At 71.7% G+C, this 22,683-nt stretch carries 20 protein-coding genes; 12 read left to right on the top strand and 8 right to left on the bottom strand.

Annotated features, from left to right (window positions below):
• Positions 1–27: 27 nt before the first annotated feature.
• Together ACIBD9_RS23145 and ACIBD9_RS23140 are read right to left on the bottom strand one after the other, a co-directional pair.
• The gene (locus tag ACIBD9_RS23145) at positions 28–798 is read right to left on the bottom strand and encodes a citryl-CoA lyase (RefSeq protein WP_396720723.1); all 771 of its coding nucleotides are present in this window, start codon (positions 796–798) and stop codon (positions 28–30) included.
• Positions 783–1,919: a CaiB/BaiF CoA transferase family protein gene (locus ACIBD9_RS23140; RefSeq protein WP_396720720.1), complete on the bottom strand. Its 1,137-nt coding sequence runs from the start codon at positions 1,917–1,919 to the stop codon at positions 783–785. Before ACIBD9_RS23140 ends, ACIBD9_RS23145 begins: the two co-directional genes overlap by 16 nt.
• Positions 1,920–2,117: 198 nt before the next feature.
• Between ACIBD9_RS23140 and ACIBD9_RS23135 the strand changes: the two genes are divergently transcribed.
• The 5 genes from ACIBD9_RS23135 (at position 2,118) to ACIBD9_RS23115 (ending at position 8,422) form a co-directional block, all read left to right on the top strand.
• Positions 2,118–3,554: an amidohydrolase family protein gene (locus tag ACIBD9_RS23135; protein ID WP_396720718.1), complete on the top strand. Its 1,437-nt coding sequence runs from the start codon at positions 2,118–2,120 to the stop codon at positions 3,552–3,554.
• Between the two features lie 4 nt (positions 3,555–3,558).
• A complete protein-coding gene (locus ACIBD9_RS23130) occupies positions 3,559–4,362 on the top strand; it encodes an IclR family transcriptional regulator C-terminal domain-containing protein (RefSeq protein ID WP_396720715.1) in 804 nt (267 codons plus the stop codon).
• 76 nt (positions 4,363–4,438) lie between these two features.
• On the top strand, positions 4,439–5,014 hold the full coding sequence (locus tag ACIBD9_RS23125; RefSeq protein ID WP_396720713.1) for a DinB family protein: 576 nt from the start codon (positions 4,439–4,441) through the stop codon (positions 5,012–5,014).
• A gap of 127 nt (positions 5,015–5,141) precedes the next feature.
• Positions 5,142–6,392, top strand: a complete 1,251-nt coding sequence (locus ACIBD9_RS23120; protein ID WP_396720710.1) for a DUF222 domain-containing protein — start codon at positions 5,142–5,144, stop codon at positions 6,390–6,392.
• A 449-nt stretch (positions 6,393–6,841) separates the two neighbouring features.
• Positions 6,842–8,422 (top strand): DHA2 family efflux MFS transporter permease subunit, encoded by a 1,581-nt coding sequence (locus ACIBD9_RS23115; protein WP_396720707.1) that lies wholly within the window; start codon positions 6,842–6,844, stop codon positions 8,420–8,422.
• 54 nt (positions 8,423–8,476) lie between these two features.
• Here the strand turns inward: ACIBD9_RS23115 and ACIBD9_RS23110 are convergent, their stop codons facing one another.
• From ACIBD9_RS23110 to ACIBD9_RS23095, 4 genes are all read right to left on the bottom strand, one after another.
• Complete coding sequence (locus ACIBD9_RS23110; RefSeq protein WP_396720704.1) at positions 8,477–8,938, bottom strand: DUF5709 domain-containing protein; 462 nt, start codon at positions 8,936–8,938, stop codon at positions 8,477–8,479.
• Positions 8,939–9,059: 121 nt separating this feature from the next.
• A complete protein-coding gene (locus ACIBD9_RS23105; protein ID WP_396720702.1) occupies positions 9,060–9,944 on the bottom strand; it encodes an alpha/beta fold hydrolase in 885 nt (294 codons plus the stop codon).
• A 113-nt stretch (positions 9,945–10,057) separates the two neighbouring features.
• Positions 10,058–10,981 carry an RNA polymerase sigma factor gene (locus tag ACIBD9_RS23100; protein ID WP_396720699.1) on the bottom strand — a complete coding sequence of 308 codons (924 nt, stop codon included), beginning with the start codon at positions 10,979–10,981 and terminating at the stop codon, positions 10,058–10,060.
• Between the two features lie 93 nt (positions 10,982–11,074).
• Complete coding sequence (locus ACIBD9_RS23095) at positions 11,075–12,043, bottom strand: helix-turn-helix transcriptional regulator (RefSeq protein ID WP_396720696.1); 969 nt, start codon at positions 12,041–12,043, stop codon at positions 11,075–11,077.
• A gap of 62 nt (positions 12,044–12,105) precedes the next feature.
• On the opposite strand from ACIBD9_RS23095, the gene ACIBD9_RS23090 reads away from it, so the two are divergent.
• Genes ACIBD9_RS23090 through ACIBD9_RS23080 form a run of 3 tightly spaced genes read left to right on the top strand, consistent with a single transcriptional unit; the run spans position 12,106 to position 15,207 of the window.
• Entirely contained in the window at positions 12,106–13,239 is a 1,134-nt protein-coding gene (locus ACIBD9_RS23090) for an epoxide hydrolase family protein (protein ID WP_396720693.1), read from the top strand.
• Positions 13,236–14,405: a winged helix DNA-binding domain-containing protein gene (locus ACIBD9_RS23085; RefSeq protein WP_396720690.1), complete on the top strand. Its 1,170-nt coding sequence runs from the start codon at positions 13,236–13,238 to the stop codon at positions 14,403–14,405. The genes ACIBD9_RS23090 and ACIBD9_RS23085 overlap by 4 nt, the downstream gene beginning before the upstream one ends.
• A gap of 37 nt (positions 14,406–14,442) precedes the next feature.
• Positions 14,443–15,207, top strand: coding sequence for a YqjF family protein (locus ACIBD9_RS23080; RefSeq protein WP_396720688.1), 765 nt, complete (start codon positions 14,443–14,445; stop codon positions 15,205–15,207).
• Here ACIBD9_RS23080 and ACIBD9_RS23075 read toward each other — a convergent pair.
• Positions 15,201–16,178 (bottom strand): aldo/keto reductase, encoded by a 978-nt coding sequence (locus ACIBD9_RS23075; protein WP_396720685.1) that lies wholly within the window; start codon positions 16,176–16,178, stop codon positions 15,201–15,203. The two genes, ACIBD9_RS23080 and ACIBD9_RS23075, sit on opposite strands and share 7 nt — an antisense overlap.
• Positions 16,179–16,347: 169 nt before the next feature.
• Here ACIBD9_RS23075 and ACIBD9_RS23070 point away from each other — a divergent pair, with 169 nt between their 5' ends.
• Genes ACIBD9_RS23070 through ACIBD9_RS23060 form a run of 3 tightly spaced genes read left to right on the top strand, consistent with a single transcriptional unit; the run spans position 16,348 to position 17,871 of the window.
• On the top strand, positions 16,348–16,707 hold the full coding sequence (locus tag ACIBD9_RS23070; protein WP_396720683.1) for a hypothetical protein: 360 nt from the start codon (positions 16,348–16,350) through the stop codon (positions 16,705–16,707).
• 32 nt (positions 16,708–16,739) lie between these two features.
• Positions 16,740–17,300 (top strand): carboxymuconolactone decarboxylase family protein, encoded by a 561-nt coding sequence (locus ACIBD9_RS23065; protein WP_396720680.1) that lies wholly within the window; start codon positions 16,740–16,742, stop codon positions 17,298–17,300.
• Positions 17,301–17,304: 4 nt separating this feature from the next.
• Complete coding sequence (locus ACIBD9_RS23060; protein WP_396720677.1) at positions 17,305–17,871, top strand: TetR/AcrR family transcriptional regulator; 567 nt, start codon at positions 17,305–17,307, stop codon at positions 17,869–17,871.
• A 50-nt stretch (positions 17,872–17,921) separates the two neighbouring features.
• Here ACIBD9_RS23060 and ACIBD9_RS23055 read toward each other — a convergent pair whose 3' ends face one another.
• Positions 17,922–21,197: a BTAD domain-containing putative transcriptional regulator gene (locus ACIBD9_RS23055; protein WP_396720674.1), complete on the bottom strand. Its 3,276-nt coding sequence runs from the start codon at positions 21,195–21,197 to the stop codon at positions 17,922–17,924.
• A gap of 120 nt (positions 21,198–21,317) precedes the next feature.
• Here ACIBD9_RS23055 and ACIBD9_RS23050 point away from each other — a divergent pair, with 120 nt between their 5' ends.
• Positions 21,318–22,589, top strand: coding sequence for a GDSL-type esterase/lipase family protein (locus tag ACIBD9_RS23050; RefSeq protein ID WP_396720671.1), 1,272 nt, complete (start codon positions 21,318–21,320; stop codon positions 22,587–22,589).
• Positions 22,590–22,683 lie beyond the last annotated feature (94 nt).

The following is a 22,683-nucleotide window of genomic DNA, read 5'->3' as shown; positions in this document are numbered from 1 at the left end:
CGCTCCTTTCGGGGGTGGACGAGGGGGTCAGGGTTCGTAGACGGCGTTGCGGTCGACGGTGCGGTAGATGTCCATGCCGAGCGGCCGGCGTCGCTCCTCGGCGAGGTGCCCGAGCAGCCCCGCCGCACGGGCCAGCAGGGCGAAGCCGCGCAGCATCTCGACGGGAAGCCCGAGGTCGGCGAGGGCCGCCCCGCAGACTCCGGCGCCGTTGAGCGGCAGGGTGCGGCCGAGCACCTGCGGGTGTACGCGGCCGATCGCCTCGAACAGCCGCAGGTGCGGGCCGTGCAGGCCCTCCTCGGTGGCGATCCGGATCAGGACGGGGGTGCGCGGGTCCTGCTCCTTGTGTACGGGGTGCCCGAGCCCGGGGACCAGTCGACGCTCCTGCTTGGCCCGGGTGACCGCGTCGAGCGCCACCGTGTCGTAGTCGGTCATCTCGCCGGCCTGGGCGAGCGTGTCGGCGAGGAAGCGTCCACAGTCCTCGGTGACGCCGAGGAAGCGGGAGCCGCCACCGAGCAGGCCGGCGGCGAGCGCGCCCTGCAACGACTCGGGCGCGGACAGGTACGTCAGCCGGGCGGCGATCGCCGTCGGGGTGAAGCCGTGGTCGGCGAGTGCCACCAGCACCGCCTCGAAGACCCGTACCTCACCCGGAGTGGGGCGGTGGCCGGCGACCAGCCAGTACGCCAGCTCGCCGAAGCCCACAGTGCCCATCAGGTCGGCGGCCAGGTCCTGCCCGAGCAGGGAGATGGTGGTCGGGCCGGAGGTGCCGATCCCGGTGGGGAAGCTCAGTTCTTGAGCCACGCGCGGATCTCCTCGCCGTGTTCGTCGAGCCCTGGCGGCGGCAGCTCGTACCGGGCCGGGGTGTCGGAGAAGGTGATGGGGTTGCGGACACCGGGCACGTCCCCGACGGTGACGACCGGGTCGAGCCCCAACTCCTCGGCGAGCGCCACACCACCGTCGATGGTGTTGATCGGCGCGCACGGGACGCCGGCGGCGAGCAGGTCCCGAAACCACTCGTCCTTGGTCCGCTTGGCGAGGCGTTCGACCAGCAGGGGCCGCAACTGTTCGCGGTTGGCCGTGCGGTCCTGGTTGCGGCCGAAACGCGTGTCGTCCGGCAGGTCGGGCAGGTCGAGCACCTGGCAGAGCTTGCGGAACTGCCCGTCGTTGCCGGCGATGACGATCAGTTCCCCGTCGGCGGTGGGCAGTGGCTCGTACGGGAAGAGGCTGGGGTGCGCGTTGCCCATCCGGAACGGGACGGTGCCGCCGGCCACGTAGCCGCTGGAGTGGTTGACCAACCCGGACAGCGCCGAGCTGAGCAGGTTGACCTCGACGTGCTGGCCTCGTCCGGTCTCGCCACGGCGGTGCAGCGCGGCGAGTATGCCGATGCTCGCGTGCAGCCCGGCCATCACGTCGAAGACCGAGATCCCGGCCCGGTACGGCGAGCCGTCCGGGTCGCCGGTGAGGCTCATCAGGCCCGAGATGGCCTGCACCATGAGGTCGTAGCCGGGGAAGTCCCTACCGGCGCCGGTGCCGAAGCCGCTGATGCTCGCGTACACGATCTTGTCGTTGGTCGCGGTGACGGTGTCGTAGTCGAGGCCGAACCGGGCGAGGCCACCGGGCCGGAAGTTCTCGATCAGCACGTCGGCGCGGCGGGCCAGCTCCTGTGCGGCGGCCAGGTCGTCGGGCTTCTTGAGATCCAGGGCGACCGACCGCTTGTTGCGGTTGATGCCGAGGTAGTACGTCGAGACCCCGTCGCGGGTGGGCGGCATCCAGGTGCGGGTGTCGTCGCCACCGGGGCTCTCCACTTTGATCACCTGGGCGCCCAGGTCGGCCAGGAGCATCGTCGCGTACGGCCCGGCGAGGATCCGGGAGAAGTCCGCGACGAGCAGGCCGGCCAGTGGGCCTGTCGAATGCTGCACCATGTTTCCGCCCGTTCTGCGGACACCTGTCCGCCGAGACGGCTTGCGACACCGAAGGGTGCCTGTCAACGGCTCGTTCGTCGGGCGAAACCACGCCCTTGACACCAATCGTGACCGGGGCCACACTCGTGCCACTCGGGCTGGCCGCACAGCGGACAACGGTCCGGATTTCCCTCGTACCCCCGAAAGGAATGGGTGGCGATGAGCGCAACCGACCGGCCGGTGGTCTTCCGTAACGGCCTGGTTCTCACCATGGACGACGCCCGCGCGGTGCTGCCCGGCGCCGACGTGCTGGTCATCGGCGGCCGGATCGCACAGGTCGGCGTCGGCCTCACCGCACCCGACGACGCCCTGGAGATCGACGCCACCGACGGCATCCTCATGCCCGGCATGGTCGACACCCACCGGCACCTGTGGCAGACCGCGATGCGTGGGTACGGCGCCGACTGGACCCTGACGCAGTACTTCGTCTGGTACTACCTGGAGTCGGGCAAGCTGTTCCGACCCGAGGACGTCTACGCCGGCAACCTGCTCGGCGCGATCGAGGCGATCGACGCCGGCGTCACCACCACTGTCGACTGGTCGCACGGCTTGCAGACACCCGAGCACGCCGACGCCGCCGTGGACGCCCTGGAGGCGGTCGACGGACGATTCGTGCTCGCCTACGGCAACATCCAGCAGGGGCCGTGGGAGTGGGCCACCTCGCCGGAGTTCCGCGACTTCCACCGCCGCCGCCTCGACGGTGGCAAGCTGGCCGGCTTCCAGTTGGCGTTCGACGTCACCGGCGACCCCGCCTTCCCGGAACGGGCCGCGTTCGAGGTGGCCCGGGAGTTGGGCGCCGCGGTGACCACCCACGCGGGCGTGTGGGGCGCCACCAACGACGACGGCATCCGGCTGATGCACGAGAACGGGTTCATGAACCCCTCGACCGTGTACGTGCACGCGGCGACGCTCACCCAGGACTCGTACAACCGGATCGCCGCGACCGGCGGCTCGGTCTCCGTCTCCACCGAGAGTGAGCAGAGCGCCGGCCAGGGCTACCCACCCACCTGGCAGTTGCGCCACCACGACATCCCGGTGTCACTGTCGATGGACACCAGCGTGTGGTGGAGCGGCGACCTCTTCTCCGCGATGCGGAGCACGCTCGGCGCGGACCGCTCCCGGGAGCACCTGGAGGCACACGCCAAGCAGGAGACCATCACCCACTGCCACCTGCGCGCCGAGCAGGTCGTCGAGTGGGCCACCCGAGGCGGCGCCCGCGCCCTCGGGATGGACGCCACGATCGGCGCGCTCACCCCCGGCCGCCAGGCCGACGTCGTCCTGATCAAGAACGACGCCTCGCCGGCGATGTTCCCGATCCTGAACCCGCACGGTCACGTCGTCTTCCAGGCCCAGCGTGCCGACGTGCACACCGTGCTGGTGGGTGGCCGGGTCGTGAAGCGGGACGGCCGACTCGTCGGCGTCGACCTCGCCGCCGCGAGGGCCAGGGTGGCCGCGACGATCGACCACCTGCGCGAGACGATGGGGGAGGAGGCGTGGCAGCGGGGCATGAACCCGGACGTCCCCGAGACCGCGATCCTGGAGAACCCGTACCAGTACACCGAGTGGGACGCCGGGTCGGCGCAATGGAAGCATTAAGGACATGAGTGACAACGGAAGGGGCGCCGGGCCCGACTTCATCGAGGCCCTCGCCCGTGGCCTCGACGTCCTGCGCTCCTTCCGTCCCGCCTGCCCCTCGATGACGCTCAGCGAGCTCGCCGCCGCCACCGGTCTGGCGCGCCCCACCGTCCGGCGCATCCTCATCACACTCGAATCGCTGGGCTACGTCCGCGCGGTCGGCCGCGGCCACACCCTCACCCCGCGCGTCCTGGAGCTCGGGATGGCGTACGTGAACGCGCTGAACATGTGGGACGTGGCCCGGCCGCACATGGAGAAGCTCGTCGCGCAGACCAACGAGTCGACCTCGATGGCCCAGCTCGACGGCAGCGACATTGTCTACGTCGCCCGGGTGGCCGTCCCCAAGATCGTCACCCTGGGCGTCACCATCGGCACCCGCTTCCCGGCCCCCGCGACGTCGATGGGCAAGGTGCTGCTCGCGGCCCTCCCACCGGACACGCTGGCGGCCGTCCTCGCCGAACCCAGCCGCTCCGGCATCACGCCGCGCTGGCAGCCGGCACCGGGCGACCTCGACGCCGTGCTGCGTGAGGTCCGGGCCAAGGGCTGGGCGCTCGCCGACCAGGACTTGGCGCCGGGCATCCGGTCCGTCGCCACCGGCGTACGCGACGGCGACGGGCGGGTCGTCGCCGCCATCAACGTGACAGTGCACGCCGCCGAGACCTCGCTGGAGACCCTGCGCGAGGAGCACCTTCCGAGGCTGCTGCGCGCGGCCGCCGACATCGGGCACGACTGGGCGTTGACCGCCGCCGTGCCGGTGGTCACGGTGTAGGGGGTTTCCTGCCGATCCTGAGCTTCGCGGATTGTTCGGGCAGCGCGGACACCCGACCGGATGCCATAGTGCCGCGATGAAAGCGGACCTGCACAGTTACTTGAAGGGCGGCCGCGAGTCGCTGCTGTGGAAGCTCGACGGGCTCGGCGAATACGACATTCGGCGTCCGCTGACCCCGACCGCTACCAACCTGCTCGGGCTGGTGAAGCACTCGGCCGCCATGGAGATCCTCTACTTCGGCGTCGTGTTCGGCCGACCGTTCGAGCAGGAGCTGCCGTACGTCGGCGACGGGGCGGAGGCCAATGCCGACATGTGGGCGAGCGCGGATGAGACCCGCGACGAGATCGTGGCAACGTACCGCCGCGCGATCGCCCACGCCGACAGCACAATCGAAGCCCTTGCCCTGGATGAGGTGGGCAACGTGCCGTGGTGGGGCGATTCGGCGGTCACCCTGCACCACGTCCTGGTCCACGTCATCGCGGACACCCAACGGCACGCCGGCCACGCTGACATCGTGCGCGAACTCATCGACGGCACGGCCGGGCTGTTGCCCAGGAACGACAACCTGCCCCCCGTGGACGAGTCATGGTGGCCGGACTACCGCCAGCGAGTGGAGCAGGCCGCCCTCGACGCCAGCAAGCGCAGCAACTAGTTCCCTGCCGGTCATGGCAGCCAGATCGACGGCTTGCCGCCTGGGCCCGCTTGCCGCCTGGGCTGGCCATGCTGTGGATCGATCATGATGCCTGAAGCTGTCGTACAGCTGTACTAGATTTCGGGTCGTGGTCGAAGAGTTGACGCAGGCAGAGGGTGCCATCGCGGCCTGCGCCGACACGGCCACGTGGGCACAGTCCGAGGACGAGCTGATCGCCGCGCTCGACACCGCGTACCGCATCGAGCAGCGTCTCGCCGCACTGAAGCTGGCCCTGATCCGTGAGCTCGACGGTCGAGGCAACGCCACCGCGCAGGGCGCCTCCTCCACCGCGGTCTGGCTCCGTGAACGGTTACGCCTCACCATCCCGGCCGCCCGCCGCCTCGTCGACCTCGCCGCCGTCCTGGACGTCGGAAACCCTGGCGTACGCCACGCACTGGCCGATGGCCACATCACCGTCGACCAGGCTCGGGTCATCGCCGACACGGTCGACAGCGTGCAGACCGCCGCCGGTCCCGAGGCCGCCGACAAAGCCCTCGGAGTGCTCGTCGATTGGGCCGGGCAATTCGATCCCACCCTCTTACGCAAACTCAGCACCCGCATCCTCGATCACGTCGCACCCGACATCGCCGACGCCGCCGCCAAAGCCGCCCTGGACGCCGAGGCCCGCCGCGCCACCCGCGACCGTCACCTCACCCTCTCCACCCTCACCGACGGCCGCCTGCGACTCACCGGCATCCTCGACGGCGAGACCGCCGGGCTGCTCCGCGCCGCCATCGACCCGCTCAGCGCACCCTCGGGCCCGGACGACCAGCGCTCTCCCGGGCAACGCCGGCACGACGCTCTCGGCGACGTGTGCCGCCTCGCCCTGCGCACCGGCGAGTTGCCCGAGCACGGCGGTGATCCCGCCCAGATCGTCGTCACCACCAGCTACGACGGGTTGACCCGGCAACTGGGCACCGGCACCCTCGACACCGGCCTGCACCTCACCCCCGAGGCCGTGCGCCGTCTCGCCTGCGACGCCGCCATCCTCCCCGCCGTCCTCAGCGGCGCCGGCCAACCACTCGACCTCGGCCGACAACGTCGTCTCATCACCGGCCCCCTCCGGCGAGCTCTGGTGCTGCGGGACGGGGGCTGCGCCTTCCCGGGCTGCGACCGACCACCGCGCTGGTGCGACGCCCACCACATCCACCACTGGGCCGATGGCGGCGACACCAGCCTCACCAACGCCGTCCTGCTCTGCGGCCACCACCACCGTCACCTGCACCACAGCGACTGGGCGGTGCGACTGGCGGGCGACGGCCACCCCGAATTCGTGCCACCGGCCTGGCTTGACCCCGAACAGGTCCCCCGCCGCAACCACTACCACCGACGAACGTGAGCACCACTAGCCCACAACGATCACCCCGGTCAACAGGCCGATCGAGGGGCCAGCCCAGCACGCCCCCCAATCCGCGCGGCCACCGACGGGAAGAGAGGCGCGCGAACAAGGCCCGGCACGTGCCAGTGGTGGACGCGCCAACCGTCACGACGGTGATCGCTTGGCCGTCGCACAGCCGAACCCGGGGCCTCACCGCGCTGATCCGGACCTCGACCCGTCCCTAGCTCGCGGCTCTGCCGGCTGATTGCCACCCCGACGTCCAGCCAAAATCGCACGGCCGTTCGGATACGCGGCCGGCCGGTCACGAAATCCGGCGGCGAATCGTCACAACTGGCGGTTAGTCTGCCTCGGCGCGTCGCTGCCCCGGCACGTCGCGCCCCGCGCCCGGTAGGCGCGGCATCGACGCCACCGCCCACCATCGGCCGGCTCAATCGACTTCGGGAGAGTTAGTGACACAGCAATCCATCGCGACATCGGACAAACTCGACGCTGCGGTGCTCAAGGTGGCGGGCGTCGTCGTCCTTGGCGCGATCATGTCGATCCTCGACGTGACGGTGGTCAGCGTGGCGCTGCCCAAATTCCAGAGCGAGTTCGACGCGTCCTACGCCCGCGTCGCCTGGACCATGACCGCCTACACCCTCGCCCTCGCCACCGTGATCCCGCTCAGCGGGTGGGCGGCGGACCGGTTCGGCACCAAACGGCTCTACATGGTGGCGCTGACCCTGTTCACCATCGGGTCGGGCCTCTGCGCCATGGCCGACACCATCGGTGAGCTGATCGGCTACCGGGTCCTACAGGGCCTCGGTGGCGGCATGCTCATGCCGCTGGGCATGACCATCATGACCCGGGCAGCCGGCCCGCACCGGATCGGCCGGTTGATGGCCGTCCTCGGCATCCCGATGCTGCTGGGGCCGATCGGCGGCCCGATCCTCGGTGGTTGGCTCATCGACACCGCCAGCTGGCACTGGATCTTCCTGATCAACCTGCCGATCGGCGTGATCGCTCTGATCTACGCGCAGTTCGCGCTGCCGAAGGACGCGCCCGAGCCGTCCGAGTCGTTCGACTTCGTCGGCATGCTGATGCTCTCGCCGGGCCTCGCCCTCTTCCTCTACGGCGTGTCGTCCCTGCCGGAGGCGGGCACCTTCGGCGAGGCCAAGGTCTGGGCCCCGATGCTGGTCGGCGGCGCGTTGGTGGTGGCGTTCGTGCTCTACTCGTTCAAGCCCCGGCACCCGCTGCTCGACCTGCGGCTGTTCCGCAACCGCAGCCTGACCATCGCGTCGGTGACGATGTTCGTGTTCATCATCGCGTTCATGGGCGCCGGCCTGTTGTTCCCGAGCTACTTCCTGCAGGTGCGCGGTGAGTCGACGCTGGCCGCCGGTCTGCTGATGGCCCCGCAGGGCATCGGCGCGATGATCACCATGCCGATCGCCGGCACGCTGGCCGACCGGGTGCCGATCGGGCGTACCGTCCCGTTCGCGCTGGGTCTCATCGTCGTCGGGTTCTTCGGCTTCACCCAGGTCGACCCGCAGACCTCGTACTGGCTGCTCGGCGGTTCGCTGTTCGTGATGGGCCTGGGCATGGGCGGCACGATGATGCCGATCATGACGTCGGCCCTGCGGACATTGTCGGCCAACGACGTGGCTCGCGGCTCGACGCTTGTCAACATCCTCCAGCAGATCGGCGGCTCGGTCGGTGCCGCCGTGATGTCGGTGATCCTCACCAACGAGCTGAACGGCTCCCGGCAGATCCCCGGCCTGGTGGACGAGAGCGGCAAGCCGGTCACCGAGGCCGGGCTGGCCATCGCCGCTCAGCAGCGGCCGGAGCTGCTCCAGCAGATGCCGGTTGACCCGTCGATCATCGAGCGCGGGCTCGACTTCGCCGCCAAGTCGTTCGCCAACACGTTCTGGGTCGCGTTCGCGTTGGTCGTGCTCACGATCATCCCGGCGGCGTTCCTGCCGCGCCGACGTCAGCCGGCGCAGCTCGACGACCCGCAGGGCGAGCAGGTCAAGACGCCGGTCGTCATTCACTGACCGGCCCCGCCGCGCCCGGCACCCCGCGAGGTGCCGGGCGCGGCGGGCACGGCGTCAGCGCAACGGGCCGTCGCCGGTTCCGTCCGGGTCCTCGACCACGTGGATCGCCGCTTCCTCCGCGCTGGCGGCACCCGCGTCGATCCCGGCGTCCCACGCCACCGACTCGGCCTCGTCGTCCTCGCGGACTCCCTCGTCGTAGGCGACGAGCCGGCCGGCGCGCGCCTCCGCCTCGTACCCCCGACGGGTCAGCTCGTCCTCGTCGTCGCCACCCTCGGCGTACGGGTCGACATCCGGCACCTCCTGGGCGAGGTACTGCTCCAGGGACTCGCCCGCCCGCTCCTCGGCGGGCGTGGTGCCGAACCGGTTGGCGGCCGTCCAGTGGTCCTCGGCGACGATGCCGGTGTCCAGGGGGTCACCGACCCGGTCGTCGTCAAGGGTGTCGGAGGCGTCCAGCACCCCGTCGTCCTCGGCCACGTTCCACTCGTCGACGGAATCCATCCGTTCGGTCTGGCTCACGGCGGTCTCCTCTTCGTCACGGTGCAGCAAAGCGCTCAGCCTATGACCGTGCAACGCGCCCGCCCCCCGAGGCCTGCCCGGTGTGACGAACGGACCTCGGGGCGCGTGTTGCCACGGTGGGTCAACGCTTCAGCAGCTCCGCCACGGCGTCGGTGAACTCCACCGGCTGCTCGATGTGCGCGAAGTGTCCGCTTCGCTCCAGCGTCACCAGCTGCGAGTCCGGAAGCCCCGCGTGCAGTTGCTCGGCCCAGCGAGGGCCACAGATGAAGTCGTACGCCCCGACGATCACCACGACCGGCACGGTGATCTCACCGAGGTTCTCCCGTACGTCGAAGGGCGTGGGGTCCTGCGCGCCGGCCGGCGTCGACCAGATCCGGACGGCCGCCCGAAACGGGGCGAACTCGTCCTGTCGGCCCCAGAAGTCCGCGAAGTACACCGGCAGGGCGGCGCGCAGGGCGACCCCCAGCGACTCGTCGTCCGTCGCGCCGCCGATCTGCCCGAAGGCGGCCGGCACCGCGGCCGCCTCCGGCCGGTCCGGGTGCCGCTGCGGGTAGGCGGCGAGGCCAGCCATGGCCTCGGCCCAGAACTCGGCGCCGGTGACGGGCGAGGTGTCGTACAGAGCGAGGCCGGCGACCCGGTCGGCGTGGTCGAGGGCGTACCGCTGGACGACGAAACCGCCGTGCGAGTGCCCGAGGAGGTACACCCGGGGTTCGCCGAGGTGCTCGACGACAGCGTGCAGGAACCGGACGTACGTGTCCAGACGGTAGTCGTCGGAGTTGTCGAGCTGCCCCGACGCGCCCGTACCCACCGGCTCGACGTAGACCATGGTGAAGTGCGTCTCAAGGCTGGGCGTGCGCAGGTACGCCCACTCGATGCCCGGGCCGCCGGAGTGCGCCACGCAGACCGGGCCGGTGCCGGCGACGTGGTAGACCTGCCGAACGCCATCCACGGTGAACGTGTGGGCACCGGGTGCGAGGGCGCTGACGTCGTGGCTGGTGGAACCCATGAACTATCTCCCGATCCGAGAGCCGCGCGGCGTCCGCCGATACGGCAACTGGTGCATGACGCGGACCAGATGCGCGGGTCGAGGGAAAAGTTCGCTCGGTCGGGGAAGTTTCTTCAGACCCGCGCCGGGACGGGGTGGAAGAGGGTGAGTTGGCGGACCCGGCCCTCGCGCAGCACCTGCAACCACAGCGCCGCGGGTGGGCAGTGCTCCGGGTCGTCGGGCGGGCTGATCAGGTCGGTCTCCCAGATCAGCATGTCGCCGCTGGCCACCACGTTGCGCAGCCGCTGACGTACCCCGGCAGCCAGGTCGCGGTTCATGCCGTTGATCGCCAGGTCCCGGCCACCGCGCGGGCCGCCCGGCACGACCATCTCGGCGTCCGGCCACCAGCTCTCGCGGACCACCCGCTCGAAGTCGCCGTCCATCGCCGTGGCGATCATGTCGCGGCCCTCGCGCCAGCGTGAGTCGTTCGAGGCGGTGACGTCCGTGTGCGCGGAGTCCGCCGCCGTCCGGAGGCCGCCGGCGAGCGCTCGGCGGGCGTGGCTGAGGCGGCTACGGACGGTGCCGATCGGCACGCCACACACGGCCGCGATCTGCTCGTACGAGGACGCGTCGCTGAAGTACCGCAGCAGGGTGACGAGGCGGTCAGGTTCGGACAGTTGCCCGACGGAATGCCACACCCAGTCGCGCATCGCGGCGCGGTCCAGTGCCTCCTCCGGTGTGGGTGTGTCGGCGGGGCCGGCGAACCATTCGGGTTCGGCGACCGGGACGGCTCTGGGCCCGCGCAACGCCATCCGGCTGTTGTTGCGGACGATGGCCCGCAACCAGGGGCCGACGGCGTTCGGGTCACGGACCTCGCCGATGCGACGCAGGGCGATGACCATGGTGTCCTGCACCGCGTCCTCGGCGTCCGGCCCGTAACCGAGGACGCTCAGCGCGACGGCCCGCATCCCAGCCTCGTGCCGCGCCAGCAGTGCCCCAAGCGCGCCCGCGTCGCCCGCCTGTGCGAGCACGACCAGCTCCGCGTCGCTCTGCGTCACGTCCAGTTCCTCCCAAAACGCCTATTCTGAACGCTTGTGCTCCATCAAGCCTACGGCGGGCCGGCGCGCCGATGCCCGGGCCGGTCGGTCGTCCTACGCTGCGGATGGGCCGGCGGCGCGGGTGGCCCGGCTGCCGAGCTGCCGCAGGTGCGCTATCAGCTCCGGCGGCTCGTGGACCTCCATGTCGCAACCGAGCGTCAGCAGGCGCCACGCCAGCCACTCCAGCGTGTCGGCGTTGCTGCGCAGCCGGCACGAGGTCGCGTCGATCGGCTCCAGATCGACGTCGGCGCCACCGAGCGGGCCCGCCATCCGCTCGACCGGCGCGTGCAGCGTCACCACCGCCCGGTAGACGGGCGTCAGCTCAAGCAGCTTCTCCGTCATGAACGAGGCGGCGTCGGACGCCGGCAGTTGCCGGGCGGCGACCCGGGTCCGCGTGGGTCGCAGGCCGGTGATCCGATCGACTCGGAAGATCCGCCAGTCGTCGCGGTCGTTGTCGTAGCCCACCAGGTACCAGCGCCGGCCGGCCGACACCAGTTTGTACGGTTCGACGAGCCGTTCGGCGTCCACGCCGTCGCGACGGCGGTAGGTGAACCGCAGCTGCTCCCGGTTGTTGACCGCGGCGGCCAGCGCGCTCAGGTGCTCCGGGTCGACGGTCGGTCGCTCCCAGGTGAGCAGCGGTTCGGTGGCCGCCCCCAGGGCGCTGACGCGGTGACGCAGCCGGGACGGCAGCACCTGTTCGAGCTTCGCCAGCGCCCGTACCGAGGCCTCCTCGATGCCGGCCACCGCGTGACCGGCTGCGGTGCGCAGGCCGACCGCGATCGCCACCGCCTCGTCGTCGTCGAGCAACAGTGGCGGCATCGCCTTGCCGGCGACCAGACGGTATCCGCCGATCGCGCCCATCGTCGCCTGCACCGGGTAGCCGAGGTCGCGTAGTCGCTCCACGTCGCGGCGGATGGTGCGCAGGCTGACGCCGAGCCGGGTGGCCAGTTCGCTGCCGGGCCACTCGCGGGGCGTCTGCAGCAGTGACAGGAGGCCCAGCAGGCGGGCGGGGGTGTCGGACATGGTTCCAGAATGCCAGCGATGTGTGCCAGAACCTGTCCTATATGGGCCGTAGCGTTTCCGGCATGACGCCATTTCGCCTCGACATCCTGCAGTCGGACCTCGACGACCTGCGTGACCGCCTCTCCCGCACCCGGTGGCCCCGCTCGTTGCCCGGCACCGGCTGGAGCCGGGGGGTGCCGGTGGACTACCTCCGTGAGCTGGCCGCGTACTGGGCGAGTGGTTACGACTGGCGGGCGCACGAGGCGCGGTTGAACGACCTCCCCCAACTCGTCACCCAGATCGACGGCTTGGACGTGCACCTGCTGCACGTCCGCTCTCCGGAGCCGGACGCGCTGCCGTTGCTGGTGACGCACGGCTGGCCGAACTCCGTGGTCGAGTTCACCGAGCTGATCGGCCCGCTGACCGACCCGCGCGCCCACGGCGCGGATCCCACGCAGGCGTTCCACCTGGTGGTGCCGTCGGTGCCCGGCTACGGTTTCTCACAGGCACCCCCGGCCGGGTTCACGATCGACCGGCTCGCCCGGATGTGGGCGGAGCTGATGGCCCGCCTCGGCTATCACCGCTACGGCACCCAGGGCGGCGACCTCGGCGCGTACGTCGCGCCGCGGGTGGCGGCGGTGGCGCCGGAGCACGTCGTCGGCGTGCACATCGACGGCGGGTTCGGCTTCCCGACCGCCGCCGACGTGCCGGACATGAGCGCGGCGGAACGCGGCGAGTGGGAGCAGATGCAGCGGTGGATGAGCGGCGGCGTCGACCACCACGCCCTGTTGCGCGCAGCGCCGCAGACCTTCGCGTACGCCTGGAACGACTCGCCGGTCGGGTTGCTGGCCTGGATGATGCAGAAGTTCAAGGAGTTCACCATGACGGTGCCGACGCCGGAGCAGGCCATCGACCGCGACCACCTGCTCACCAACGTGAGCCTCTACTGGTTCACCGGCACGTCCGGAACGTCGTCGTGGCCCATGTACGAGCGACTCACCATCACCGACGACGGCGGATTCGCCTGGCCCACGGGCCAGCGGCGGGTGCCGTCCGGTGTGTACGGCGGCGGGTCCGCGCTGATGCGCCGCCTCGCCGAGCGCGACAACACCATCGTCCACTGGCCGCAGGGCAACCCGGGCAGCCACTTCGTGGCGATGGACGAGCCGCTGGCGCACGCGGCGGACATCCGCGCGTTCTTCGCGGGCCTGCGATGACCGAACTGAGCTGGGCTCAGGTGTCCGCCCGACGGCTTGCCCGGCACCGGCTCTCCCCGTCGGCACCGGACGCGGCACCGGACGCGGCACCGGACGCCGCACGGGTCGCCGACGTGGTGTCGACGATGTGCGGCGCGCACGCCCAGATCGCGTCGGCCGCCGAACTGTCCATCGGGCTGCGGGTGCCGGGCGCGACCCGCGACCTGGTGCGCCGGGCACTGTGGAGGGACCGCACGCTGGTCAAGACCCGTGGGCCGCGCGGGACCGTGCACCTGCTCGCCGCGGCGGACCTACCGATGTGGGTCGGCGCGCTGACCGCGTTGCCGACGCCGTCCTGGGAGCGGAGCGTGGTCCTGCTGACGCCCCGGCAGACCGAGCAGGTCCTCGCGGCCATCGCCGACGCGGTCGCCGAGGCCGACCTGACCACCGCCGAGCTGACCGAGGAGATCGTCGCCCGCACCGGCCCGTGGGCGGGCGACCTGGTCATGGAGGCGTTCCAGGACAAGTGGCCCCGGTGGATGGCCGCGATGACCGCCGCCACCCGGGGCGGGATGATCTGCTTCGGCCCGAACCGCGGTCGGGTCAGCACGTACGCCAGCCCGACCCGATGGCTGCCCGACTTCGCGCCGATGCCCGGCCCCGCCGCCCTGGCCGCCCTCGTCCGCGGCTATCTGCACGCGTACGGGCCGGCCACCCCGGCACAGTTCGCCCGGTGGCTGGCCGTTCCGCCGGGGTGGGGGACGTTGCTGTTCGACTCGCTCGACCTGACCGAGGTGACGGTGGAGGGCACCCGGGCCTGGGTGGCCGCCGACGACACCGAGTTCCCCGACGACCGGCCGTCCGGGTTGCGGCTGCTGCCGTACTTCGACGCGTACGCGGTCGGCTGCCACCCCCGCGAGCGGCTCTTTCCCGGTGCCGCCGCCGAGCGGGCGCTCGCCGGTGGCCAGGCCGGCAACTATCCGGTGCTGCTGGTGGATGGGGTGGTCGCCGGCGTGTGGCATCAACGCCGCTCCGGGCGCTCGATCCGCGTCACTGTCGAGCCGCTGCGGACGCTCGGTGCCGCGCAGCAGCGGGCGTTGGCGGAGGAAGTGGACCGGGTTGGCGAGATCCTGGAGGGCAAGGCGTCGCTGACCATCGGCACCGTCAGTGTCGGTCCGCACGCCTGAGACCACACCGGCCCACCGTTTGGGCCACGATGAGACCGTGCACCCCGAACCGGTCGACCACGCACCCCGGCAGGCGTTCCCCTGGGCGCTCCTGCGCCAGCGCTGGGAGGACCTCACCTTCCTGCACTGGGCCGTCGCTCCAGAGGTGGTCGCGCCGTTGCTGCCCGCCGGCACTCGCCCGGACACGGTGCAGGGGGTCAGCTACGTCGGCCTGATCGGCTTCCGGATGGTCGGGCTGGGCTTCGGCCGTGGCCCGGGAGTGCCGTACTTCGGCACCTTCTGGGAGACCAACGTCCGGCTCTACTCGGTCGACGACGCCGGCCGACGAGCGGTCGTGTTCCGGTCGCTCGACGCGTCCCGCCTGCTGCCGGTGCTGGTGGCGCGGGTGACGCTGCGCCTGCCGTACCTCTGGTCGTCGATGCGGATGGACCGCGACGGCGACCGCCGTACCTACCGCTGCCGGCGGCGCTGGCCCGGGCCGGCGGGTACGACGAGCCGGATGGTGGTGCGAGTGGGGGAGCGGATCGCCGACCCGACCCCGCTCGAACACTTCCTCACCGCCCGTTGGGGGCTGCACACCCGGGCGTACGGGCGCACCCTGCACCTGCCGAACTGGCATCCGAGCTGGCCGCTGCACCGGGCCGAGGTGCTGCACCTGGACGACGAGTTGGTGGCCGCCGCCGGGCTGCCGGCGCCGGTCGGACCGCCGGTCAGCGTGCTCTACTCGCCCGGTGTCGGGGTGAGGTTCGGCCCGCCGGTGGCGGCCCGGCCGCGCGGTGCCGGGCCGCCCGAATCTCAGTAGCGGCCACCCTCGGGGGCGGGCAGCGCGTCCAGGTCGGCCAGGTCCTCGGCACTGAGCCGAACGTCGGCGGCAGCGCAGTTGTCCACCAGGTACCTCGGGGTCTTGGTGCCGGGGATCGGGATGACCTGCTCACCCTGGGCCACCACCCACGCGAGGGCGACCTGCGCGGGGCTGAAGCCCGCCCGGTCGGCGATCTCCCGGACCCGGGCGACGATGGCGAGGTTGGCGCGCAGCGCGTCCTGCTGGAAACGCGGCAGGCCGCGCCGGAAGTCGTCGGCGGGCAGGTCGTCGAACGAGGTGAACCGGCCGGCGAGGAAACCGCGACCCAGCGGGGAGAACGGCAGGAAGGCGATGCCCTGCTCGGCGCAGTACGGCAGCACCTCGGCCAACGGGTCGCGGGTCCACAGTGACAGCTCGGACTGCACCGACGCCACCGGGTGCACCGCCTGGGCCCGCGCGATCTGCGCGACAGTCACCTCGGACAGCCCGAGCTGCCGTGCCTTGCCCGCCGCCACGACCTCGGCCATCGCACCCCAGGACTCCTCGATGGGCACCTCCGGGTCGACCCGGTGCAACTGGTACAGGTCGACGTGGTCGGTGCCGAGCCGGCGCAGGCTCTCGTCGATCGCCGCGCGGATGTGCTCCGGGCGGCCGTTGTTACCGATCTTCGGTGAGTTGCCGGGCCCACCGGAGAGGGAGGTGGCCACCAGGCCGACCTTCGTGGCCAGGACGGCCCGCTGCCGGTGACCTCCGGCCAGCGCCCGCCCGACCAGTTCCTCGTTGGTGTACGGCCCGTACACGTCCGACGTGTCGATCAGCGTCGCGCCCAGGTCCAGTGCCTGTCGGATGACCGAGATCGAGGTGTCGTCGTCGCGAGGGCCGGTGATGTCGTAGCCGTGGCTCATGCCCATGCAGCCGAGGCCGATGACGCCGACCTCGGGCCCGGTGCTGCCCAACGTGGTGGTTCGCATGCGCCCCACGCTACGACCGGAACGGCCGACCCGCACCCGCCGTGCCGGGCAAGGTTGCTCCCGGGTACGTGACGACTGTCACCGGAAACGGACTCGGGAGTCCGGTACGGTGGGCGCTAAGCGGACCCATGAGTCCGGATATGCCCCGCAGTGACCCACGAGGAGCCCCATGACCCCGGTACGGATCAGCCACGCCCTGCGCGCGGTCGTCTTCGAGCCGACCCGCGACCTGACCGAGGCGCTCGACGAGTTCTACGCCCCCGACTACACCCACCGCAGCGACGGCGAGACCCTCGATCGGGCCGGATTCGTCGAGATGGTGACCCGGGTACGCGGTCAGATCGTCAGCGGCACCGTGCGGGTCCTCGACGAACTGCGCGACGGTCTCCGCTACGCCGAACGACACGTCTACGAGATCAGCCTGACCGACGGGTCCACCGCCCGCCGGGAGATCGCCATCTTCGGGACGTACGCCGAGGACGGCCGGTTCCGTCACCTCAGCGAGACGGGTTTCGACCTGCCCGCCTGAACCCTTCTCGACGACCACCGCAGGAGAGAACCATGCCCCGCCTTGCCGACCCCGACCCGAACGCGATCCCGGCCGACGTCCGCGACGTCCTGTCCGCCCTGCCACCCGACCCGATGGTCAAGATGCTGACCCACTCGGTCGGCACGGTGACACTCTTCATCCAGCTCGCGAGGGCGCAGTTCACCTCGCTGGAGCTGCCCGCCCGCTCGCGGGAACTGGTCATCCTCACCGTGGCCGAGTACACCGAGTGCGAGTTCGAGGCGGCCCAGCACCGTCCGATGTCCGAGGCGGCCGGCGTCGACCGGGCCATCCGCGAGATCATTACCAGCCGGGACATCGACAACCCGGCCCTCTCCGGTTATGACCGCACCCTCATCCGTTTCGCCGCCGAGGTGGTGCGGTCACCGCGCGTCTCCGACGACCTCTTCGACCAGGTGCGGCACATCCTCAGCGAGCGCGAGATAGTCGAGGTGCTCCAGGTGATCGGCTACTACTGGTCGTTCGGCAGGGTGGCCACGGTGCTCAACGTCGAACTCACCGCCGTGTACGGCGACGAGCCGCTGCTGACCGACGAGACCGAGCGGGCAGACTGAGGCCATGGCCCCACCGACGTCGAGCGACCCGGATGCTACCCATCGGCGTCTGGACGCCCGTCGTAACCAGGAGCGGGTCATCGCCGCCGCCCGGGAGCTCTTCAGCGAGCAGGGTCTCCAGGTGACGGTGCCGCAGGTGGCGGAGCGGGCCGGGGTCGGTCGCGCGACGGTGTACCGCAGCTACCCCAGCAAGGAAGACCTGATCGTCGCGGTCGTCCAACGGCAGTTCGAGGAGTTGGAGCAGCGCACCCGCGCAGCACTCGACGGCGTCGACGCGTACCGGGAGTGGTGTTCCTTCGTGCCCGACCTGTTCGGACGCCTCGCGCGCGACCGGGTCCTCGCCGACGCGTTCTTCGAGGGCCGGCTGGTGCCCGCCGCGCGCATCCTGGACCTGATCGGGCAGTTGGTGGCGGCGGCCGGATCGTCCGGCGAGATCCGCCCGGACGCCGGGGTGCTGGACATCCGGGTGCTCCTCTGCGGGGTGGTCCGGCAGCTCATCGTGCTCGATGAGCGCGATCCGGCGGTGTGGCGCCGGTACGCCGACCTGGTGCTCAACGCGCTGCGCCCGTGACCGAAGGCACCAGGGCCCGCTGTGGCGGGCGCGGCTGGTCGCCCGTGCAGCTAGCGGGGCATGGCGGCCAGGCCCGAACGGCGAACGAGGTCGCGGATCTCCGCGGGCGACAGCCGCTGTCCCCGCTCGTAGGCCACCGCGAAGTCCTCGGCACCCAACCCCGCCACGGCCAGAGCGGTCGCCCGTTCGACGTCGGGTCTATCGGCCGGGGCCAGCGGAAGCCCCGTCGCCTCCCGGCTCGCCGCCGCCGCGCCGAGCAACCGGGCCGCGTCCTGCGGGCGGTCATCGCTGGCGGCGGCCACGCCGACCAGGACCTGCCACGGGTCCTGGTCGGCGCCGAGTTCCACCGCGACCTCGGCGGCCCGCAGGTGCCAACCGAGCGCCGCCGTCGGGTCGCCACGCAGTTCGGCGACGTACCCCAGCTCGCCGAGAACTCCGGTCAGGTAGAGCGGCTGCCCAGGTCCGTCCTGCTGCCGTGCGGCCGCGTCCAGCAGGTTGCGCAGGTGAGCCTCCGCCGCATCGAGGAGGCCCTCACGGCGCGCGGCGGCGGCGAGGCCCAGCTCCGCGAAGACGACGCCGAGCGGCGAGCCCTGCTCGGTGGCCAGCCGCAGCCCACGAGCGCAGAGCTGCCGGGCCCGCGGGTAGTCACCCCGTTGCAGCGCCACCCAGCCCAGCCAACAGAGCTGGCCGGACATCTCGAACCGCAGCCCCAGGTCCTCCGCGACGCGGAGCCCGTCCTGGTACAGCCGGTCGGCCCGCTCGTAGTCACCGGCCATCCCTGCCTGGGCGCCCAGCCATTCGGTGGCCTGCATCAGCCCCCACCGGTCGCCGAGCCGCTGGAACAGCTCCGCGCTCTCGGCCCCGTCGCGAGCCACCGCCGGCCCGTCGCCCCGGGCGTGCGCGTGCTTGGCACGCAGGCCCAGCGTGGCGGCCAGGACCCACTCGTCGCCCAGCAGACGCGCCTCGGTCAGGATCCGGTCGAGCAGGTCACCGGTCGCCGCCACGTCGCCGAGGTCCACCTCCGCGTAGGCGAGGAACCACTGCGCCCGAATGCGGTCGTGCGGGTCGTCGACGTCCGCGTACCGCTCGACGGCCGCGCGGTGACGCGCCGGCCAGTCCGCGACGTCGCCGCAGAGGAGAGCGAACCCGAGCTGCCAGGCGGCGGCCCGGGCGCGGGGGGCGGCGGCGCCGGACGGGCAGTCCAGCGCCGCCCGGAGCGACCGCCGTGCCTCGGCGAACCGGCCCCGCAGGAACCAGTACCAGCTCAGCGCATTGGCCAGGCGCAGCGCGAGGTCCCCGTCGCCCTGACGCACCGCGGCGTCCAGCGCGCCGCGCAGATTGGCGGACTCGGCGTCGAGCCGCCGCAACCAGCGGCCCTGGCCGGGACCGTGCAGATGGTGGTGCGCCTGCTCGGCCAGGTCAGCGTGGTGGCGGTGAGCCCGCCAGCGGATCTGGTCGAGTTCGCCGGCGCCCTGCATCTGGTCCACGCCGAAGGCGGCGACGGATTCCAGCAGCCGATAGTGCGGGGTGCCGTCGCGGGGCGCGACGACGACCAACGACCGGTCGACGAGGCGGGCCAGCAGATCCGCGATGCTCGCGGCGGGGACACCGTCGGGCGCGCACACGGCCCGCACCGCGTCGATGCCACCCCCGTCGGCGTACGCGGCCAGTCGTCGCAACACCACCCGCTCCGGCTCGGTGAGCAGTTGCCAGCTCCAGTCGAGCATTGCCAGCAGTGTCCGTTGCCGAGGCGGTACGCCCCTGTGTCGAGCACCCAGCAACCGGAATCTGTCGTCGAGCCCGGCGACCAGAACGCGTACGCCCAGCCCGCGGACCTGGGTGGCCGCCAGCTCCAGCGCCAGCGGGATCCCGTCGAGGCGGCGACACAGGGTGGCGACGGACCTGGCGTTCTCGGTGGTGAGCACGAAATCACGATCCGCGGCGGTGCACCGGGCGACGAAGAGCCGCACCGCGCTGGAGCGCTCCAGGATGGCCACGTCGGTCGCGCCGGTCGAGTCGGGTACGGGCAGCGGCGCAACGGCCCGCACGACCTCGCCGGCGAGCCCGAGCGGTTCGCGGCTGGTCGCCAGCACACGCAACCCGGGTGCCGCTCGCAGCAGTGTCGCCGTCATCTCCGCGACCGGTTCGACCAGGTGCTCGCAGTTGTCCAGCACGAGCAGGAGCCGCCGGTCGCCCAGCACCCGGGTGAGCCGGTCGACCGGCGTGCTCGCCGTGCCCGCCTCGGCGGCGTCGCGTACGTCGAGCACTGCCAGCACCAGGCCGGCCAACGCGTCCACCAGGTCCGGCGCGTCGGACCGCTCGATGCTCGCCAACTCCACCAGCGCCGCCCCGTCCGGGAACGCGGACGTCCGGGCGACCTCCAGGGCGAGCCGGGTTTTGCCCACCCCGCCGATGCCGGTGAGGGTGACCAGACGGTTGTGCGCCAACTCCTTCATCAGCTCGGCGGCTTCGGTCTCGCGGCCGATCAGCTCGGTCAACGGCGTCGGCAGCTTCGTCAGCGCGGGGCCGGTCAGCTCGACGGCGCGGCTGGCCGGAATCGCGGCTACCGGTGGCGCGGTCAGCGTCGGATCGTGGGCGAGGATGCGCTGGTGCAGCGCGGCCAGTTCCGGCCCGGGATCAAGGCCCAACTCATCGCGGAGCCGGACCCGCAGCTCGTCGTAGCTGCTCAACGCCTCGGACTGTCGGCCCGCCCGGTACAGGGCGAGCATGTGCAGCCCACGCGCACGCTCCCGCAGCGGCTGCCGGACCAACAGACCGCCGAGCGCACCGACGACCTCGGCGTGTTCGCCAAGCGCCAGTCGGTCGTCGAGATGGTCCTCGCTGACGAGGAGCCATTGCTCCTCCAGCCCGGCGGCTGCGGCGGCGGTGAACGGCTCGTCGCGGAAGTCGGCGAAGGCGGGCCCCCGCCACAACGCGAGGGCGGCCGAGAAGAGCGCGACGCGGGAGCGTCTGTCCTGCTCGCCGCGAGCCTCCGACACCAGCCGATGAAAGCGGCCGGCGTCGACATCGTCGCGATCGACCAGGATCCGGTAGCCGGGAGGCGGGGACCGCACCAGTTCCCTGGCGCCCGGCTCGGCGTCGGCCAGCACCCGGCGCAGCTGCGACACCTTGGCGGACAGCGCGCCGGCGGCGTTCGCCGGCGGCGCGTCGCCCCACAGGTAGTCGATGAGCCGATCCGCCGGCACCGGTTGCCCCTCGTGCAGCAGCAGCGCGGCGAGCAGGGCTCGGACCTTCACCCCCGGAACGGCGACCACCGCGCCACGCGTGGTCCACACCGTCAACGGGCCCAGCACCCCGAACCGCATGGCGGCCAGGATACGGCTCGCGCTGCCGCAGGAGAGAACACCGTAAAGAAACGGTAAGGCGGTCGGAGCAGGGTGAAACACATCGCTTGACCCACCAGCCGTTCCCGAAGGGACACTCCCATGTCGATCTCGACAGGTCGCATCCTCCCCGTACTCACCGCGCTGTGCCTGCTGGCACCGGCCGCTCCGGCGAGCGCCACGCCCACCGCGCGCGACGGCGCCGGCAGCTGGTCGACGGCCTGGTCGGCGGCACACCACCACCCGGTCCCGGGCAATGACTGGGACGGCCCGAACTGGTCCGTTCCGGGCTTCGCCAACCAGTCGGTACGCCAGGTGGTCCGGGTCAGCGCCGCAGGCTCCCTGATCCGGATCCGAGTGTCCAACCGGTACGGCAGTCAACCGCTGCGGCTGACCGGCGCCACCATCGGCCGTCCCACCTCCGGGGCGGAGGTGCGGCCCGGCACCCTGCGTCCGGTCACCTTCGACCTGCGGCGGTCGACCACCGTCCCGGTCGGCGCCGAGACCACCTCCGATCCGGTGCTCCTGCCGGTACGGGCACTCGAGGCGCTGACCGTCACGCTGTACTTCGCCGGTCCCACCGGCCCGGCGACCTTCCACCAGGGCGGACTCACCAGCACGTACCGCGCCACGGGTGATCACCGCTTCGATCACCGCGCGGCCGCGTTCACCGGCGAGACCAGCCAGTCCTGGTACCACCTGGCCGGCGTGGACGTTGCCGGGTCACCCCACACCCGGCGCACGGTCGTGACGTTCGGCGACTCGCAGACCGACGGCTACGGTTCCACGCCCGGCGCCGACAACCGCTACCCGGACCAGTTGGCCGAACGCCTCGTCGCCACCGGCCGCCCGCTGGCCGTCGCCAACGCCGGCATCAGCGGCAACAAACTGCTCGCCGACTCACCCTGTTACGGCGAGCGGGGCGTCACCCGGTTCCGGCGCGACGCGCTCGGCCTCCCGGGCGTACGGGTCGCGGTCGTCCTGATCGGCATCAACGACATCGGCGGCGGTGGCTACCCCGACTTTGGCTGCGGCGCCTCACCCGTGGTGACGGCCGCCCAGCTCATCGACGGTCACCGGGCGCTGATCCGGGCCGCCCGCGCCGACCGGGTCACCGTCGTCGGCGTCACGATGCCGCCGATGAAGAACGCGACCGGCTACGACACCCCGCGAAACGAGATGGTCCGTGACGAGGTGAACCGCTGGATCCGCGACGGTGGCGAGTACGACTCCGTCGTCGACCTCGACCGGATTCTCGCTGATCCGACCGACCCGGACGCCCTGCGGCCCGCGTACGACCACGGCGACCACCTGCACCTCAACGACGCCGGGGCGACCGTCGCGGCCGCCGCCGTCGCCGCGCGGATCCGCTGAGAACCCGCTGTCAGAAAAGATCGGCGAACGTGTCGAGGACGGTCGCGCCGGCTTCGACCATGGGTGAGGGCCGGGGATACCCGGTCCCGCCGAC

The organism is Micromonospora sp. NPDC050784 (genome assembly GCF_044456765.1).
GTDB classification, from domain to species: Bacteria; Actinomycetota; Actinomycetes; order Mycobacteriales; family Micromonosporaceae; genus Micromonospora; species Micromonospora foliorum.
Note: the sequence above shows the minus strand (reverse complement) of the source record. Positions and strands in the feature narration are given on the sequence as shown.

Excerpts from the sequence above, each read along its gene's own strand:
- ACIBD9_RS23140 (WP_396720720.1), bottom strand. The coding sequence starts at position 1,919 with ATGGTGCAGCATTCGACAGGCCCACTGGCCGGCCTGCTCGTCGCGGAC.
- ACIBD9_RS23135 (WP_396720718.1), top strand. The coding sequence starts at position 2,118 with ATGAGCGCAACCGACCGGCCGGTGGTCTTCCGTAACGGCCTGGTTCTC.
- ACIBD9_RS23130 (WP_396720715.1), top strand. The coding sequence starts at position 3,559 with ATGAGTGACAACGGAAGGGGCGCCGGGCCCGACTTCATCGAGGCCCTC.
- ACIBD9_RS23125 (WP_396720713.1), top strand. The coding sequence starts at position 4,439 with ATGAAAGCGGACCTGCACAGTTACTTGAAGGGCGGCCGCGAGTCGCTG.
- ACIBD9_RS23105 (WP_396720702.1), bottom strand. The coding sequence starts at position 9,944 with ATGGGTTCCACCAGCCACGACGTCAGCGCCCTCGCACCCGGTGCCCAC.
- ACIBD9_RS23095 (WP_396720696.1), bottom strand. The coding sequence starts at position 12,043 with ATGTCCGACACCCCCGCCCGCCTGCTGGGCCTCCTGTCACTGCTGCAG.
- ACIBD9_RS23090 (WP_396720693.1), top strand. The coding sequence starts at position 12,106 with ATGACGCCATTTCGCCTCGACATCCTGCAGTCGGACCTCGACGACCTG.
- ACIBD9_RS23085 (WP_396720690.1), top strand. The coding sequence starts at position 13,236 with ATGACCGAACTGAGCTGGGCTCAGGTGTCCGCCCGACGGCTTGCCCGG.
- ACIBD9_RS23075 (WP_396720685.1), bottom strand. The coding sequence starts at position 16,178 with ATGCGAACCACCACGTTGGGCAGCACCGGGCCCGAGGTCGGCGTCATC.
- ACIBD9_RS23070 (WP_396720683.1), top strand. The coding sequence starts at position 16,348 with ATGACCCCGGTACGGATCAGCCACGCCCTGCGCGCGGTCGTCTTCGAG.
- ACIBD9_RS23065 (WP_396720680.1), top strand. The coding sequence starts at position 16,740 with ATGCCCCGCCTTGCCGACCCCGACCCGAACGCGATCCCGGCCGACGTC.
- ACIBD9_RS23060 (WP_396720677.1), top strand. The coding sequence starts at position 17,305 with ATGGCCCCACCGACGTCGAGCGACCCGGATGCTACCCATCGGCGTCTG.
- ACIBD9_RS23055 (WP_396720674.1), bottom strand. The coding sequence starts at position 21,197 with ATGCGGTTCGGGGTGCTGGGCCCGTTGACGGTGTGGACCACGCGTGGC.
- ACIBD9_RS23050 (WP_396720671.1), top strand. The coding sequence starts at position 21,318 with ATGTCGATCTCGACAGGTCGCATCCTCCCCGTACTCACCGCGCTGTGC.